We start from the raw sequence: 16,214 nt of genomic DNA, 5'->3' as shown, positions 1-16,214 counted from the left end.
ATTCGGACATTGCGAACTCTTTAGCCATTGTTCGGGCAACCTTTCGTGCACCCCGTGGGGCACTGCCCAAGACACGCACCTCAGCCGTAACGTGTGGCGCGATCACATGGAACGCATCGCCATGCATGGCCCGGATGAGAGCGAGGCAGCACCGCATGCCCCCCTTCGACGTCCCCGAGGGCGACCCCTTCGGCCCGCACAACCTTCCCTATGGCGTGTTCTCGCCCCCCGGCAGCACGGAGCGGAGGGTCGGCGTCCGGCTCGGTGACCACGTCCTCGACGCGGGCGCCGCGGCCGCCGCGCTCGGCTCGCCGTACGTCTCCCTGCTCGCGCAGCCCACGCTCAACGCGCTGCTGGCGGCCGGGCGCACGGCCTGGTCGGACGTGCGGCGCGCGCTGACGGCCTGGGTGACGGTGCCCTCGCACCGGTCGACGATCGAGTCACTGTTCCACCCCCTCGCGTCGGTGACCCTCCATCTGCCCTTCGAGGTCGCGGACTACGTCGACTTCTACGCGTCCGAGAACCATGCCCGCAACGTCGGCCAGATCTTCCGGCCCGACGCCGAGGACTCGCTGACCCCCAACTGGAAGCACCTGCCGATCGGTTACCACGGCCGCTCCGGCACGGTGGTGGTCTCGGACACCGACGTCCTGCGGCCGTCCGGACAGCGCAAGGGCCCCGCCGACCCCGCGCCCGTCTTCGGCCCGTCCGTCCGCCTGGACATCGAGGCCGAGGTCGGCTTCGTGGTCGGCGTGCCCACCGAGCGGGGAAGGCCCGTGGCCCTCGGCGACTTCCGGGAGCACGTCTTCGGGCTGTGCCTGCTGAACGACTGGTCGGCGCGGGACGTCCAGGCCTGGGAGTACGTCCCGCTCGGCCCGTTCCTCGGCAAGTCCTTCGCCACCTCGGTGTCGGCGTGGATCACCCCGCTGGAGGCACTGGAGCACGCGCGCGTGGCGCCGCCCGAGCGCACGCACCCGCTGCTGCCCTACCTGGACGACTCGGCGGCGGACGTCGAGCCCGGCGGCTACGACCTGCGGATCTCCGTCGCGATCAACGGCCATGTGGTGTCCGAGCCGCCGTTCTCCACCATGTACTGGACCGCTGCCCAGCAGCTCGCCCACATGACCGTGAACGGGGCCTCGCTGCGCACCGGCGACCTGTACGGCTCGGGCACGGTGAGCGGCCCCGCCCAGAACCAGCGCGGCTGCCTGCTGGAGCTGACCTGGAACGGCCGGGACCCCCTCGAACTCCCCGACGGCAAGCGGACGTTCCTGGAGGACGGGGACGTCGTGACGCTGTCGGCATGGGCACCGGGGGCGGACGGCGGCCGGGTCGGGCTCGGGGAGGTCACCGGGCGCGTCGTGTCGGGTTGAGCAGGAGCTTGCAGCTACTTGGGAGCGGGCGGGAGCCTGCAAGGCTTCGGGCCGAGCCGAGCTTGTAGCAACTGGGGACTTCGTGGGGCGGGCACGGGCGCTCGGGGCAACCGGGGAGGCGGTGGCCGCGGCGGTGCGGGCGGCACTGCGGGAGTAGGAACGCGTTGTGGGTCGGTGGCCGCCGCCCCGGGACGTGGCCCGGCGGGAGCGCCGCCGGTGGCACGGAGTGGGCGCGATCGCCGCCGGACACCTGACTCGTACCGCCCGTCCCCGTCATACTGACGGGGACACGCACCATCACCCCGCGATGCACCCCCGTGCACCGCCCCGCACCACCCGGCACCAGCACCCGTCTCCGACCAGGAACCGGAGCCCCGGCATGACCGTCTGCCTGCTCCTGCTGAGCGTCCTAGCACTGACGGCCGCCGTACCGGCGCCGCGCGCGCTGACCCGGGCCGTCTGGCCCGAGCGGGACCCCGTGGTCGCGTTGTGGGTGTGGCAGTGCCTGGTCGCCACGGTGCTGCTGTGCTGTCTGACCGCGCTGGTCCTGGGCGCCGCGGCCGTCTTCCACACCGTCCGCGACCATGTGTTCGCCCCCGCGCCGCCGGCCGTCACCGCCGCCTACGACCTGTCCGCGGCACCGGTCTGGGCCGTCACCCTCACCCTGCTGCTGGCCTGCGGGGCCGCCTGGACGACGGCGATGCTCGCCCGGGAACTCGCCGAGGCGCGGCGCCGGCGCGGCCAGGCCCGGGCACATCTGCGTGAGCGCGCCCCGGACCTGCCCGCGGGGCTGCCCGCGGCGCGCGGACCGATGCTGGTGCTGGAGGACGAGTACCCGGACGCCTGGTGGATGCCGGGGCACCCGCCCCAGCTGGTCGTGACCACCGGGGCGCTGCACCGCCTCACCGACCACCAGCTGGACGCGGTCCTCACCCATGAGCGCGGCCACGCCCGCGCCCACCACGACTGGCTGCTCCACCTGTCCACCGCGCTCGCCACGGGCTTCCCCCGCGTCCCGCTCTTCGCCCACTTCTGCGACCAGACCCACCGGCTGGTCGAACTGGCCGCCGACGACACGGCGTCCCGGCGCTGCGGCCACCTCACCACCGCCCTGGCCCTGATCGAGCTGAACCAGCACCGCGGCGTGCTGTCCTGCGCCTCCAGCCGCCGCCTCCTCGGCGAGCGCGTGGACCGGCTTCTGGAGCCACCGCCACGGCTGCTGCGCCGGCACAGGGCGCTGACGACGACGGTGGCCGCGCTGGTGCCGTTGCTGCCGCTCCTGATCACGTTCGCTCCCGGGCTGACGGCCCTGACCTGACCCCACGGACGCGGGCCCCAAGCAGCCCGCCGGGTGGCAGATCTTGCCCGCCTCCGCAGCGAAACCCCAGCTCAGCGGCGTGTACAACGCCCCCTCAGCTGGCGCAACACTGCGGCAACACCCCATTCCCCACCTGATCGGTATGGTTCCAGCCATGCCACCCACCGACCGCCTCCGGGACCATGCCGGTCAGGGCGCCGCGACCACCGTCGCCGCCCACCGCACGCGTCGCCGGCTGCGTGCGGACCGGGCCCGGCAGCTCGCCGACCTGCTGCGCCGCCAGCTCCTCACCGGCGCCTTCACGGACGGCACCCTCCCCCACGAGTCCACCCTCGCCGCCGACTACCGCGCCTCCCGCAACACCGTCCGCCAAGCCCTGGAGCTGCTCCGGGCGGAGGGCCTGGTGGAGCGGCTGCCCGGCGTCGGCACCGTCGTCGTCGCCCAGAAGTACCCGCATGGGCTCGACCACCTCATGGGCCTCGCGGAGACCCTCCGCGAACACGGCCATGTCACCAACGAGGTCCGCACCATGGGACCCGCCCCCGCCCCCGCCCCGGTGGCCGACCGCCTCCGCATCCCGGCCGGCGCCGACGTCCTCTGCATCGAACGCCTGCGCCGTCTGAACGGCCTGCCGCTCTCCCTCGACCTCACCTACGTCCCGCTCGACATCGGCACCGCTCTGCTCGGCGCCGACCTGGAGAACACCGATGTCTTCCGCCTGCTGGAAGCCATCACCGGCCAGCGCCTCGGCCACGCCGAGATCACCCTGGAGGCGGTGAACGCGGACGCCCACTCCGCCGCCGTCCTCCAGGCCCCGCGCGGCGCCGCCGTGCTGATGCTGGAACGCCTCACGCACCTCGCCGACGGCCGCCCCGTCGACCTGGAGTTCATCCGCTTCCGCGGCGACCGCATCACCATGAGCGGCCGCCTGCACCGTGCTGTGCAGCTTCCCGCCACCCACTGAGCCACTCCCTGCCCGACGAACCCCAGCCTGACCCGTTTCCCGGAGACAGCCATGCCCTTGGCGCCCCAGCGGGCCGACGTGCCCGTGACCATCGACGAGTCGAAGTGCATCGACGGCTGCACGCTGTGCGTGGACATGTGCCCGCTGGACTCCCTCGCCATCGACGAGAGCAGCGGCACGGCGTACATGCACGTCGACGAGTGCTGGTACTGCGGCCCGTGCGCCGCCCGCTGCCCCACCGGAGCCGTCACGGTCAACATGCCCTACCTGCTCCGCTGATCCTTCCGACCCGCTCCGGCGAGAGGCCGAACCACCATGAAACGCACGGCAGTCGCCCTGTCCGCCGCCGCGCTCCTGCTGCCCTTGTCCGCCTGCGGCGGCAGTGCCGAGGCGGGCGGCGGCTCCACGGTCACCGTGACCGTCGGCTACCAGTCCAAGACCATCAACACGGTCACCGCGGGGACCCTGCTCCGCTCCCTGGGGTACTTCGAGAAGCAGCTGAACTCCCTCCACGACGGCCACACCTACAAGGTCGACTGGCAGGACTACGCCACCGGCGCCCCGATCACCGCCCAGATGACCGCCGGGAAGATCGACATCGGGTCGATGGGCGACTTCCCGCTGCTGCTGAACGCGGCCCGCGGCAAGCAGCTCGGCAGCCCCACCCGCCTGGTGTCGGTCACCGGTTACAACCTGCGCGGCGGACTCAACACCGTGGTCACCGCCCCGGACTCCAAGCTCTCCTCCCTCACGGACCTCAAGGGCAAGAAGGTGTCCACGAGCGTCGGCTCGGCCGCCGACGGCACCCTCGTACGGGCCTTGCAGCGCGCCGGAATCGACCCGGACACCGGCATCTCCAAGCTCAACCAGCAGCCCGCCGTGGGAGCTTCGGCCCTCGCCGCCGGCAGTGTGGACGCGCTCTCGCAGTTCGTCGCCTGGCCGGGCCTGCTCGCCTACCAGGGCAGGGCGAAGGCCCTGTACGACGGCGCTCAGCTGAACCTCCCCACGTTCCACGGCGTCACCGCCCGGGAGGCCTTCGTCCAGAAGCACTCCACCGTCCTGGAGGCTTTCCTCAAGGCCCAGGCGCAGGCCACGGACTACCTCAACGACCGCCCCGTGGCCGCAGCGGAGAAGGTCGCCGCGGCCACCGGCCTGCCCGCTGAGGTGGTCTACCTCTACAACGGCGCCCACGGCATCGCGACCTTCGACCCTGCCGTCAAACCCCGGCTCGTCTCCGCGCTGAAGCAGGACGTCTCCGTACTGAAGGCGGCCAAGCTGACCGGCGACATCGACGTGGACGCCTTCGTCGACGACCAGTACGTGAGGAAGGCGCTCGGCGCCGCCTACGCCCGGCGGCTCACCGCCGCACCCGCACCGACGGCCGGCGAGGTCTGGGTCAAGGGCGGCGAGAAGACCGTCTCCTTCGCATCCCCCCGGGCGCTGCTGGCCTACGTGGCCGGGCACCGGAACGGCATCCGCGCCGCCTACGTGCCCGATTCCACCACCGGCACCCTCTGGTTCGCCGACAGAGCGGTCTGGGTGGCCGACGGCGACCGGCTGCTGCCCTTCGTGGCCCCGGCGACCGCACGGGCATACATCGCAGCGCACGCCGGCGCCCGCACGGTCTCCTACGGCGCCGCGCTCGGACGGTCCTCATGACCCGGCCACCGCTGGCCCGGTATGCGCTGCGGGTGGCATCCCTGACCACCGCGCTCGGCGTGTGGCAGCTGCTGACCAGCCTGGACATCGACCTGTGGCTGCGCTTCTCGCAGTTCCCGACGGTCACCGACGTGGCCAAGGCCTTCGCCGACCGGCTCTCCGGGGCCGACTACTGGACCGATCTGACCGACAGCCTCTCCCGGATCCTCACCGGCTTCGTGCTGGCGGCCGTCCTGGGCGTGGCGACGGGCGTGCTGGTGGCCCGCTCGCGCCTCGCCGAGGACCTCCTCGGCCCGGTCATCGAGGTCGTCCGTCCGATCCCGGCGATCGCCCTCGTCCCGGTCGCGATCCTCCTGTTCCCCTCCAACGAACAGGGCATCGTCTTCATCACCTGCACCGCGGCCTTCTTCCCTGTTCTGGTCTCCACCCGGCACGCGGTCCGCGCGCTCACCCCGGTGTGGGAGGAGGGGGTGCGCACGCTCGGTGGCGGCCGGCTGCGCATCCTCGGCTCGGTGGTCCTGCCGGGCGCGCTGCCCGGCATCTTCGGCGGCCTGTCCGTCGGCATCGGCGTCTCGTGGATCTGTGTGATCTCCGCCGAGATGATCTCCGGACAGTACGGCGTCGGTTACCGCACCTGGCAGGACTACACGGTCGTGAACTACCCGGGCGTCTTCGTCGGGATGGTGACGATCGGCGTGCTCGGCTGGGCCACCTCCACGGCCGTGGAACTCCTCGGCCGGCGCCTCACCCGTTGGTTGCCCCGCACGTCGTTCGACCCCGGCGGCAGACCCCGCACTCCGGTGTCCCGGGTCGCCGCCCCGGTCGTCGTGAAGACGGGCGGCGACCGCGACAGCGAGGCCGAGAGCCAGGCCGAGGGCCAGCACCAGGGCCACGACGACACCGAGCAGGAGGCGCGTGATGAGCACCTCGTCTGAGACGGTCCGGACCGCCGCGGCCTCGACCGAGCCGACCTCGGCACCGGCACCGACACCGGCACCGACACCGGCAGGCGTACGCGGCACCCGGCTCACCCTGCGGGCCGCCGTCCTGGGCCGGCCCGACGCCCCGGTCCTGCACGATGTCGGCCTGGACGTCCCGCCCGGCGAGATCCTCACCGTCGTCGGCCCCTCCGGCTGCGGCAAGTCGACGCTGCTGCGCACGCTCGCCGGGCTGCTGTCCCCGCTGGCCGGGGCGGTGGAGCAGGACGGCCGCCCGCTGACCGGGCCGTCGGCCGGGCGTGCGCTGGTCTTCCAGGAGGACGCGCTGCTGCCCTGGCGCACACTGCGCAAGAACGTCGAACTCCCGCTCGCCATCAGTGGCGTACCGCGCGCCGAACGCCGCGCCCGGGCCGAGTCCTGGCTCGGCCGCGTCGGCCTCGGCGCGCAGGCAGGGCAGTTGCCGCACCGTGTGTCCGGCGGACAGCGCCAACGCGCCCAGTTGGCCCGTGCGTTGGCCGGCAGCCCGCGCACGGTGCTCATGGACGAACCCTTCGGCGCCCTCGACGCGCAGACCCGCTCCGGCATGCAGGACCTGTTGGTGGAGGTGTTGCGGGGCACGGGCGCGACCGTCGTCTTCGTCACCCACGACGTGGACGAGGCGCTCTTCCTGGGCGACCGCGTCGCGCTTCTGGGCGCCGGCCGCGTGGTCTCCGTACGCGACGTACCGCGCCCGCGTGACCGTGGCGCCCTCGACGACCCGGCCCGCGCGGCCCTGCGCCGCGACGTCCTCTCCTCGCTCGGCACCTGAAAGGCACCCCGGTGACCACCCCCGCGAACGCCCCCGTACAGACCTTTGTGGAGATCCCCGCTGTCACCGACGCCGAGGAGCTGACCTGTGACGTCCTCGTCATCGGCGGAGGCACCGCCGGCACCATGGCCGCCCTGAGCGCCGCCGAGCGTGGTACGAACGTCCTGCTCCTGGAGAAGGCCCACGTCCGTCACTCCGGCGCGCTCGCCATGGGCATGGACGGCGTCAACAACGCGGTCGTCCCGGGCCGTGCCGAGCCCGACGACTACGTCGCCGAGATCACCCGCGCCAACGACGGCATCGTCGACCAGTCCACCGTCCGCCAGACCGCCACCCGTGGCTTCGCGATGGTCCGGCGGCTGGAGTCGTACGGGGTCAAGTTCGAGAAGGACGAGCATGGCGCGTACGCGGTCCGCCAGGTGCATCGCTCCGGCTCGTACGTACTGCCGATGCCGGAAGGCAAGGATGTCAAGAAGGTCCTGTACCGGCAGTTGCGGCGGCGTGAGATGCGGGCTCGGATACGCATCGAGAACCGCGTGATGCCTGTCCGCGTGCTGACGGCTGCGGATGACGGCCGGGCCGTCGGGGCTGTCGGCTTCCACACCCGCACCGGCGCCTTCGTCACCGTCCGCGCAGGCGCGGTGATCCTTGCTACCGGTGCCTGCGGCCGCCTCGGCCTGCCCGCCTCCGGATACCTCTACGGCACCTACGAGAACCCGACCAACGCCGGCGACGGCTACGCCATGGCCTACCACGCGGGGGCCGAGCTGACCGGCATCGAGTGCTTCCAGATCAACCCGTTGATCAAGGACTACAACGGTCCGGCCTGCGCCTACGTCGCCAATCCCTTCGGCGGCTACCAGGTCAACCGGCACGGCGAGCGCTTCGTCGACTCCGACTACTGGTCCGGACAGATGATGGCGGAGTTCGCGGCCGAGGTGGCCAGCGACCGCGGCCCGGTCTACCTGAAGCTGAGCCATCTTCCCGAGGAGTCGGTCTCGGCCCTGGAGTCGATCCTGCACTCCACCGAGCGCCCCACCCGGGGCACCTTCCACGCCGGACGAGGGCACGACTACCGCACCCACGACGTCGCGATGCACATCTCCGAGATCGGCCTGTGCGGCGGCCACTCCGCCTCCGGCGTCCGCGTCGACGACCACGCCCGGACGACCGTCGCCCGCCTGTACGCCGCCGGCGACCTGGCCTGCGTCCCGCACAACTACATGATCGGCGCCTTCGTCTTCGGCGACCTCGCGGGCACGGACGCCGCCCAGTACACGGCCTACGACGGCGCACTTCCCGCGGACCAGCTGCGCGAGGCGCACGAGCTGATCTACCGCCCGCTGCGCAACCCGGACGGCCCGCCGCAGACCCAGGTCGAGTACAAGCTGCGCCGCTTCGTGAACGACTACGTGGCACCGCCCAAGTCCGGCGCCCGCCTCTCCCTCGCCCTGGAGGCGTTCGAGCGGATGCACGCCGACATCGCCGCGATGGGTGCCCGCACCCCGCACGAGCTGATGCGCTGCGCCGAGGTCACCTTCATCCGCGACTGCGCGGAGATGGCCGCCCGGGCCTCCCTCGCCCGCACCGAGTCCCGCTGGGGGCTCTATCACGACCGCATCGACCACCCCCGGCGCGACGACTCCTCCTGGTTCCACCACCTCGATCTGCACAAATCCCCCTCTGGTGCGATGGAGTTCACGGCCCGTCCCGTGGCTCCCTACCTGGTCCCGGTCGAAGGTTTCGCCCCGGTCGGCGGCCCCTCCCGGCGGCTGGGCGAAGTCCGCCCCGAGAACGTCGCCACGGCCGGTCCGCGCGATGCAGCACCGGTCGCCGCCGGACCGGCGACCACTCGCGCCGCCGGGCCTGCGGATCCGGGCCGTGCCCAGGACACCGCCTCGCCGCGGCTCCTGGAGCTGCTGGAGCTGGCCGAGGCCGAGCCCGAACTGTCCTCCCTGGAGCCTTACTTGACCGACCCCGACCCTGCGGTCCGGCGCACGGCCGTCTCGGTCCTCACCGAGACCGTGCCGCCCGGTACCGGGCAGGCCCTCGCCAGTGCCCTTGCGGACCCCGACGCCGAGGTCCGCGCCGCTGCCGCGGCCTCACTGCGCGAGCTGGTCGAGACCCTGCCGTCCGACGCCGCCCTGGGTGTCACGCTCTCCGGCGCGCTCACCGAGGCCGACCCCGTGGTCCGCGCGGCCGCCCTCGATGTGCTCCGCGCCCTGCGGCTGGGCGAGGCCGCCGTGTTCGCGTCCGCGCTGGCCGACACCGACATCGCCGTCCGCATCGAGGCCGTGCGCGCCCTCGTCTCGGTCGACGCGGCCGGCGATCTGGCGAGCGCGGTGGACGATCCCTCCCGGGAGGTCCGTGTCGCCGTGGCCAAGGCGCTGGCCGCCGTCAGCCCGGCGCCCCTGGGCCCGTCGGCCCGGGAGCTGCTCACCGGCGCCCTGGACCGGCTCACCGAGGACGCCGACCCGCTGGTGCGCGGCGCCGCCCTGGGTGCGCTGGGTGCGGCCGGCTGCCCGGCACCGCCGACCGCCCGTGCCGTCGCCGCCCTGTCGGACCCGGCCTGGCAGGTCAGGTCGGGTGCCGCCACCGCGCTTTCGGCCGCACCCGCCGACGCCGCAGTCCCCGCACTCGCCAAGGCCCTCACCGACCCCAACGCCGATGTGCGCAAGGCGGCGGTTCTGGCCCTGACCCGGCACAACGCCGCCGAGGAGGCCCGCACGGCCCTGGCCACGGCCACGGCCGACCCCGACGCGGACGTCAGGGCGTACGCGGCACGCGGTCTGTGACGATCCCCCGCGCACCGCCCCGGCGCGCCCGACCCGCCTCAGGCGCACCGCACCGCCTCAGGCGCTCCGCGCCACCTCTGACGTACCTCTCGGCTCAGGCGGACCGGATCGCCTCAGACCTACCCCTCGCCCCCAGGTGCACCGCCTCTCCTCCGGAACTCCACCTCTCCTCCGGCCTCCGGCGCCTCGCCCGAGGAGAAGGCCGACCTCGGCGGTCTTCGGCAACCTTCGGCGCGCTACATCCAGTCGTCCGGCTCCGGCTCCGGCTCGTCGCCCGGCGCGGGCCAGTCGTCCTGCGGGGACTCGCCGGGCGCCGGCGCGGCATCACGCGCCGAGCCCGCAGCACCGGCCGGGGCGGTCTCGGGGGCCGGGCTCGCACCGTCCAGGGAGGACAGGACACCGAGCACGCCTTCCCCGTACGTCGCCAGCTTCTTCTCGCCGACGCCGCCGACCGTGCCCAGCTCCCGGACCGACCCGGGCCACCGGGTGACGATCTCCCGCAGGGTGGCGTCGTGGAAGATGACGTACGCCGGGACACCCTGCTCCCGGGCCTGCTCGGCGCGCCAGGCGCGCAGGGCCTCGAAGGCGGGAAGCAGCTCGTCGGGCAGCTCGGTCGCCGCGGCCTTGGCCTTGCGGTCGCCGCGGCCGGAGGATGCGCCCGAGCCCGACCGGGACGTGGCCTGCTTCTTCGGCTCCTTGCGCAGAGGCACCTCCTGCTCCCGCCGCAGCACCGAACCGCTCGCCTCGGTGAGCACCAGCGTGCCGTACTCCCCCTCGACCGCGAGCAGCCCCTGGGCCAGCAACTGACGGACGACTCCCCGCCACTCCCCCTCGGTGAGGTCCTCGCCGATGCCGAAGACGGACAGCTGGTCGTGGTCGAACTGGATCACCTTGCCGGTGCGCTTGCCGAGCAGGATGTCGACGATCTGTACGGCGCCGAACTTCTGTCCGCGTTCCCGCTGCAGCCGCACCACCGTCGACAGCACCTTCTGTGCGGCGATCGTGCCGTCCCAGGTCTCCGGCGGGGTGAGACAGGTGTCGCAGTTGCCGCAGCCCTCGGCCGACGGGTCCTGACCGAAGTAGGCCAGCAGCTGGCCGCGCCGGCACCGGGCGGTCTCGCACAGGGCGAGCATGGCGTCGAGGTGGGCGGTGACCCGGCGGCGGAACGCCTCGTCGCCCTCGCCGGACTGGATCAGCTTGCGCTGTTGTATGACGTCGTTGAGGCCGTATGCCATCCAGGCGGTCGACGGCAGTCCGTCGCGGCCCGCGCGGCCCGTCTCCTGGTAGTAGCCCTCGATCGACTTGGGCAGGTCCAGGTGGGCGACGAACCGCACGTCCGGCTTGTCGATGCCCATGCCGAAGGCGATGGTGGCGACCACGACCAGGCCCTCCTCGCGCAGGAACCGGGACTGGTGGGTCGCGCGCGTGCCCGCGTCCAGGCCTGCGTGGTACGGCACCGCCTCGATGCCGTTGCTGTTGAGGAACTCGGCGGTCCGCTCCACCGAGTTGCGGGAGAGGCAGTACACGATGCCGGCGTCACCCGCGTGCTCCTGCCTGAGGAAGGTGAGCAGCTGCTTCCTGGGATCGGCCTTGGGCACGATCCGGTACTGGATGTTCGGCCGGTCGAAGCTGGCGACGAAGTGGCGGGCGGCCGGGAGGTTCAGCCTCTGGGTGATCTCCTGGTGCGTGGCCTGTGTGGCCGTCGCCGTGAGAGCGATCCGCGGAACGTCCGGCCAGCGCTCGCCGAGCAGGGAGAGGGTCAGGTAGTCGGGACGGAAGTCGTGACCCCACTGGGACACGCAGTGCGCCTCGTCGATCGCGAACACGGAGATCTTGCCGCGGGAGAGCAGGTCGAGCGTGGCCTCCACCCGCAGCCGCTCCGGCGCCAGGTAGAGCAGGTCCAGCTCGCCCGCGAGGAACTCGGCCTCCACCACGCGGCGCTCGTCGAAGTCCTGCGTGGAGTTGATGAAGCCGGCCCGCACGCCGAGGGCCCGCAGGGCGTCCACCTGGTCCTGCATCAGCGCGATCAGCGGCGAGACCACCACTCCCGTACCCGGTCTGACCAGGGCCGGAATCTGGTAGCACAGCGACTTGCCGCCGCCGGTCGGCATGAGGACGAGGGCGTCGCCGCCCGCCACCACATGCTCGATGATCGCTTCCTGCTCACCGCGGAAGGCCTCGTATCCGAAGATCCGGTGCAGCGTGGCCAGTGCCTCGCTCTCGGCCGCCTCTGGCATCTCCTTGATCACGCCCGTCCCGCGCATCGTCGTGTCCCCCGTACGTCGTCCCTCGACCACTTCCTCCACGATAGGGGCCCGCGCCGACACACCCCGAGTTATCCACAGGCCCGCTGCCGCGCACCCCCGTCAAGGACACGACTGTCGTTCACACGTTCGCGGGAGACCTGCGCATTTCTGCCGGATAGCTTGAATGCACTGGCGAGACTCCGTCGCATGGGAGCACTGATGAGCGTCGACCCGCAGGCGTCCACGTCCATCTGGCCGATCCCGCCGAAGGGCGGCTGGACCGCCGACGACCTGGACCGCCTCCCGAATCTTCCTCCGCACACGGAATTGATCGACGCGAGCCTGGTCTTCGTGAGTCCGCAGACTCTGTTTCACGCCCGCGCTGTCGACTTCTTCAATTGGCAGCTCCAGTCGCTGGCACCAGAGGAATTCGAGGTCATCCGCGAGTGCACGATCGACATCGACCGCCAGAACGGGCCCGAGCCGAATGTGGTCGTCGTGCGGGCGGACGTGGTGGAGGACCCGTACCAGACCCGGTTCCCGGCGGCGTCCGTCGTGCTGGCCATCGAGGTCGTCTCGGAGGACTCGGTCTCCCGTGACCGTGAGACCAAGCCTCTGAAGTACGCCCGCGCGAAGATCGCCCACTACTGGCGGGTCGAGAACGAGAAGGGCCGGGCCGCGGTGCACGCATTCGAACTGGAGCCGACGACCGGCACCTGCACCAGCACCGGAATCTTCCGCGAGCGCATGAAGCTGGACGTGCCGTTCCCGGTCGACTTCGACCTCACGCAGATCAAGGCGCGCCGCGACCGGCATCAGTGATCCCCGCCACGCACCGCTGCCCGGCACCCTTGCGGACGAGGGTGCCGGGCAGCGGCATGGACGACGGAGCGGTCAGCGCACGAACACGCTCGCCTGGCTCGCCAGGTTCAGGAAGTACTGCGGCGCCACACCGAGCACCAGCGTCACCGCGACGCCCACGGCGATCGCCGCCATGGTCAGCGGGGAGGGCACGGCCACGGTCGGGCCCTCCGGCTTCGGCTCGCTGAAGAACATCAGCACGATCACGCGGATGTAGAAGAACGCGGCGATCGCCGAGGAGATCACACCGACCACGACCAGTGGGGCCGCGCCGCCGTCGGCCGCCGCCTTGAACACGGCGAACTTCCCGGCGAAACCGCTGGTCAGCGGGATACCGGCGAAGGCGAGCAGGAAGACCGCGAACACCGCGGCCACCAGCGGGGAGCGTCGCCCGAGCCCGGCCCACTTGGACAGGTGCGTCGCCTCGCCGCCCGCATCGCGCACCAGCGTGACCACGGCGAAGGCACCGATCGTCACGAACGAGTACCCGGCCAGGTAGAAGAGGACGGACGACACGCCGTCCTTCGAGGTCGCGATGACGCCCGCGAGGATGAATCCGGCGTGCGCGATGGACGAGTACGCCAGCAGCCGCTTGATGTCGGTCTGCGTGATCGCGATGATCGCACCGCCCAGCATGGTGATGATCGCCACCGCCCACATGACCGGCCGCCAGTCCCAGCGCAGCCCGGGCAGGACGACGTACAGCAGGCGCAGCAGCGCGCCGAACGCCGCGACCTTCGTCGCCGCCGCCATGAACCCGGTCACCGGAGTCGGCGCCCCCTGGTACACGTCGGGCGTCCACATGTGGAACGGGACCGCGCCCACCTTGAACAGCAGGCCCATCACGATCAGGGCGCTGCCGAGCAGCAGCAGTGCGTCGTTGCCCATGGTGCCGGCGAGCGCCGGGTCGACGCTGGTGACCGTGCCGTCGACGACCTGCGCGATGCGCGCGTACGACACCGAACCCGCGAAGCCGTACAGCAGGGCGATGCCGAACAGCGTGAACGCCGAGGCGAACGCACCGAGCAGGAAGTACTTGACCGCGGCCTCCTGCGACATCAGTCGCTTGCGGCGGGCCAGGGCGCACAGCAGGTACAGCGGCAGCGAGAAGACCTCCAGGGCCACGAACAGCGTCAGCAGGTCGTTGGCCGAGGGGAACACCAGCATGCCGGCGATCGCGAAGAGCAGCAGCGGGAAGGCCTCGGTGGTGGTGAACCCGGCCTTCACGGCGGCCTTCTCGCTGTCGCTGCCCGGCACGGACGCGGCCTGTGCGGCGAAGGAGTCGACCCGGTTGCCGTGCGCCGCCGGGTCCAGGCGCCGCTCGGCGAAGGTGAACAGGCCGACCAGACCGGCCAGCAGGATCGTGCCCTGCAGGAACAGAGCCGGTCCGTCGACCGCGATCGCGCCCATGGCCGCGATGTGCGCCTTGGTGGTGCCGTACCCGTCGGCCGCCAGCGCGACCACCGCGGCGAACGCGGCGCACAGGGCCACGACGGACACGAACACCTGCGCGTAGTAGCGGAACCGGCGCGGGACGAAGGCCTCGATCAGCACGCCGACCAGGGCCGCGCCGACGACGATGAGCGTCGGCGACAATTGCCCGTATTCGATCTTCGGCGTCGGGATCTTCGAGATCGGCTCGGCCGCGGTTGTCCACAGGCTGTGGACGGCTGTTGCGCTCACTTGGCCGCCTCCACCGAGGGCTTGGGGTCGGTCTTGTGTACGTCGGACATGGTCTGCTTGACCGCCGGGTTGACGATGTCCGTGACGGGCTTCGGGTAGACGCCCAGGAAGATCAGCAGCACGATCAGCGGGGCGACGACCACCAGCTCGCGTGTGCGGAGATCGGGCATCGCCGAGACCTCGGGTTTCACCGGGCCCGTCATCGTCCGCTGGTACAGCACCAGCGTGTAGAGGGCGGCGAGGACGATGCCGAAGGTGGCGACGATGCCGATCGCCGGATAGCGCGTGAACGTGCCGACCAGGACGAGGAACTCACTCACGAACGGCGCGAGGCCGGGCAGCGAGAGAGTGGCGAGGCCGCCGATCAGGAAGGTGCCGGCGAGCACCGGGGCCACCTTCTGCACGCCTCCGTAGTCGGCGATGAGCCGCGAGCCGCGCCGGGAGATCAAGAAGCCGGCGACCAGCATCAGTGCGGCCGTGGAGATGCCGTGGTTGACCATGTAGAGCGTGGCACCGGACTGGCCCTGGCTGGTCATGGCGAAGATGCCCATGATGATGAAGCCGAAGTGCGAGATCGACGCGTAGGCCACCAGCCGCTTGATGTCCCGCTGGCCGACCGCGAGCAGCGCGCCGTAGACGATGCTGATCAGCGCCAGTACGAGGATGGCGGGCGTCGCCCACTTCGACGCCTCCGGGAACAGCTGGAGGCAGAAGCGGAGCATCGCGAAGGTGCCCACCTTGTCGACGACCGCGGTGATCAGGACGGCGACCGGGGCGGTGGACTCCTGCATGGCGTTGGGCAGCCAGGTGTGCAGCGGCCACAGCGGCGCCTTCACCGCGAAGGCGAAGAAGAAGCCGAGGAACAGCCAGCGCTCGGTGCTGGTCGCCATGTGCAGCGAGCCGCTCGCGCGGGCCTGCGCGATCTCCTGGAGGCTGAAGTTCCCGGCGACCACGTAGAGGCCGATCACCGCGGCCAGCATGATCAGACCGCCGACCAGGTTGTAGAGGAGGAACTTGACGGCCGCGTACGAGCGTTGCGTCGAGGCCGCCGCCTCGCCGTGCTCGTGGGCACGGTCCCCGAAGCCGCCGATGAGGAAGTACATCGGGATGAGCATGGCTTCGAAGAAGATGTAGAAGAGGAAGACGTCGGTGGCCTCGAAGGAGATGATCACCATCGCCTCGACGGCCAGGATCAGGGCGAAGTAGCCCTGCGTCGGCCGCCACCTCTTGCTGCCCGTCTCCAGCGGGTCGGCGTCGCGCCAGCCCGCGAGGACGATGAACGGGATCAGCAGGGCGGTCAGGGCGAGAAGGGCGACCGCGATGCCGTCGACGCCCAGCTCGTACCTGACCCCGAAGTCCGCGATCCAGGCATGGGATTCGGTGAGCTGGTAGCGGGCGCCGTCCGGGTCGAAGCGGACCAGGACGAGGATCGCGAGGGCGAGGGTGGCGAGCGAGACCAGCAGCGCCAGCCATTTGGCGGCGGTGCGCTGCTTGGCGGGTACGGCGGCCGTGGCGACGGCCCCGAGGGCCGGGAGCGCCGCCGTCGCTGTCAGCAGAGGAAAGGACATG

Annotated in this window: 12 protein-coding genes; 9 read left to right on the top strand and 3 right to left on the bottom strand. The window is 71.7% G+C overall.

Annotated elements, in window-relative coordinates; translation table 11 throughout:
• Positions 1 to 155: 155 nt before the first annotated feature.
• The 8 genes from fahA (at position 156) to ACFZCP_RS27220 (ending at position 9,855) form a co-directional block, all read left to right on the top strand.
• Positions 156 to 1,373, top strand: coding sequence for a fumarylacetoacetase (fahA, locus tag ACFZCP_RS27255; RefSeq protein WP_391431320.1), 1,218 nt, complete (start codon positions 156 to 158; stop codon positions 1,371 to 1,373).
• Positions 1,374 to 1,752: 379 nt separating this feature from the next.
• A complete protein-coding gene (locus ACFZCP_RS27250) occupies positions 1,753 to 2,691 on the top strand; it encodes a M48 family metalloprotease (RefSeq protein WP_391431318.1) in 939 nt (312 codons plus the stop codon).
• Positions 2,692 to 2,845: 154 nt separating this feature from the next.
• Positions 2,846 to 3,655, top strand: a complete 810-nt coding sequence (locus ACFZCP_RS27245; RefSeq protein ID WP_391431315.1) for a UTRA domain-containing protein — start codon at positions 2,846 to 2,848, stop codon at positions 3,653 to 3,655.
• A 51-nt stretch (positions 3,656 to 3,706) separates the two neighbouring features.
• A complete protein-coding gene (locus tag ACFZCP_RS27240) occupies positions 3,707 to 3,934 on the top strand; it encodes a ferredoxin family protein (RefSeq protein ID WP_066995505.1) in 228 nt (75 codons plus the stop codon).
• 36 nt (positions 3,935 to 3,970) lie between these two features.
• Positions 3,971 to 5,314 carry an ABC transporter substrate-binding protein gene (locus ACFZCP_RS27235; RefSeq protein ID WP_391431310.1) on the top strand — a complete coding sequence of 448 codons (1,344 nt, stop codon included), beginning with the start codon at positions 3,971 to 3,973 and terminating at the stop codon, positions 5,312 to 5,314.
• Complete coding sequence (locus ACFZCP_RS27230) at positions 5,311 to 6,249, top strand: ABC transporter permease subunit (RefSeq protein ID WP_391431306.1); 939 nt, start codon at positions 5,311 to 5,313, stop codon at positions 6,247 to 6,249. The genes ACFZCP_RS27235 and ACFZCP_RS27230 overlap by 4 nt, the downstream gene beginning before the upstream one ends.
• Positions 6,233 to 7,060, top strand: coding sequence for an ATP-binding cassette domain-containing protein (locus ACFZCP_RS27225; protein ID WP_391431303.1), 828 nt, complete (start codon positions 6,233 to 6,235; stop codon positions 7,058 to 7,060). The genes ACFZCP_RS27230 and ACFZCP_RS27225 overlap by 17 nt, the downstream gene beginning before the upstream one ends.
• An 11-nt stretch (positions 7,061 to 7,071) precedes the next feature.
• Positions 7,072 to 9,855: a fumarate reductase/succinate dehydrogenase flavoprotein subunit gene (locus ACFZCP_RS27220; protein WP_391431299.1), complete on the top strand. Its 2,784-nt coding sequence runs from the start codon at positions 7,072 to 7,074 to the stop codon at positions 9,853 to 9,855.
• 236 nt (positions 9,856 to 10,091) lie between these two features.
• Here ACFZCP_RS27220 and recQ read toward each other — a convergent pair whose 3' ends face one another.
• Positions 10,092 to 12,119 carry a DNA helicase RecQ gene (gene recQ / locus ACFZCP_RS27215; protein WP_391431595.1) on the bottom strand — a complete coding sequence of 676 codons (2,028 nt, stop codon included), beginning with the start codon at positions 12,117 to 12,119 and terminating at the stop codon, positions 10,092 to 10,094.
• A gap of 201 nt (positions 12,120 to 12,320) precedes the next feature.
• Here recQ and ACFZCP_RS27210 point away from each other — a divergent pair, with 201 nt between their 5' ends.
• Positions 12,321 to 12,923: a Uma2 family endonuclease gene (locus ACFZCP_RS27210; RefSeq protein WP_391431592.1), complete on the top strand. Its 603-nt coding sequence runs from the start codon at positions 12,321 to 12,323 to the stop codon at positions 12,921 to 12,923.
• 72 nt (positions 12,924 to 12,995) lie between these two features.
• Here the strand turns inward: ACFZCP_RS27210 and nuoN are convergent, their stop codons facing one another.
• Both nuoN and ACFZCP_RS27200 read right to left on the bottom strand, forming a co-directional pair.
• Entirely contained in the window at positions 12,996 to 14,645 is a 1,650-nt protein-coding gene (nuoN, locus tag ACFZCP_RS27205) for an NADH-quinone oxidoreductase subunit NuoN (RefSeq protein ID WP_391431296.1), read from the bottom strand.
• A complete protein-coding gene (locus ACFZCP_RS27200) occupies positions 14,642 to 16,213 on the bottom strand; it encodes an NADH-quinone oxidoreductase subunit M (RefSeq protein WP_391431293.1) in 1,572 nt (523 codons plus the stop codon). Before ACFZCP_RS27200 ends, nuoN begins: the two co-directional genes overlap by 4 nt.
• Position 16,214 lies beyond the last annotated feature (1 nt).

It is taken from the genome of Streptomyces sp. NPDC007971 (genome assembly GCF_042958635.1).
Classification (GTDB): Bacteria; Actinomycetota; Actinomycetes; order Streptomycetales; family Streptomycetaceae; genus Streptomyces.
Note: the sequence above shows the minus strand (reverse complement) of the source record. Positions and strands in the feature narration are given on the sequence as shown.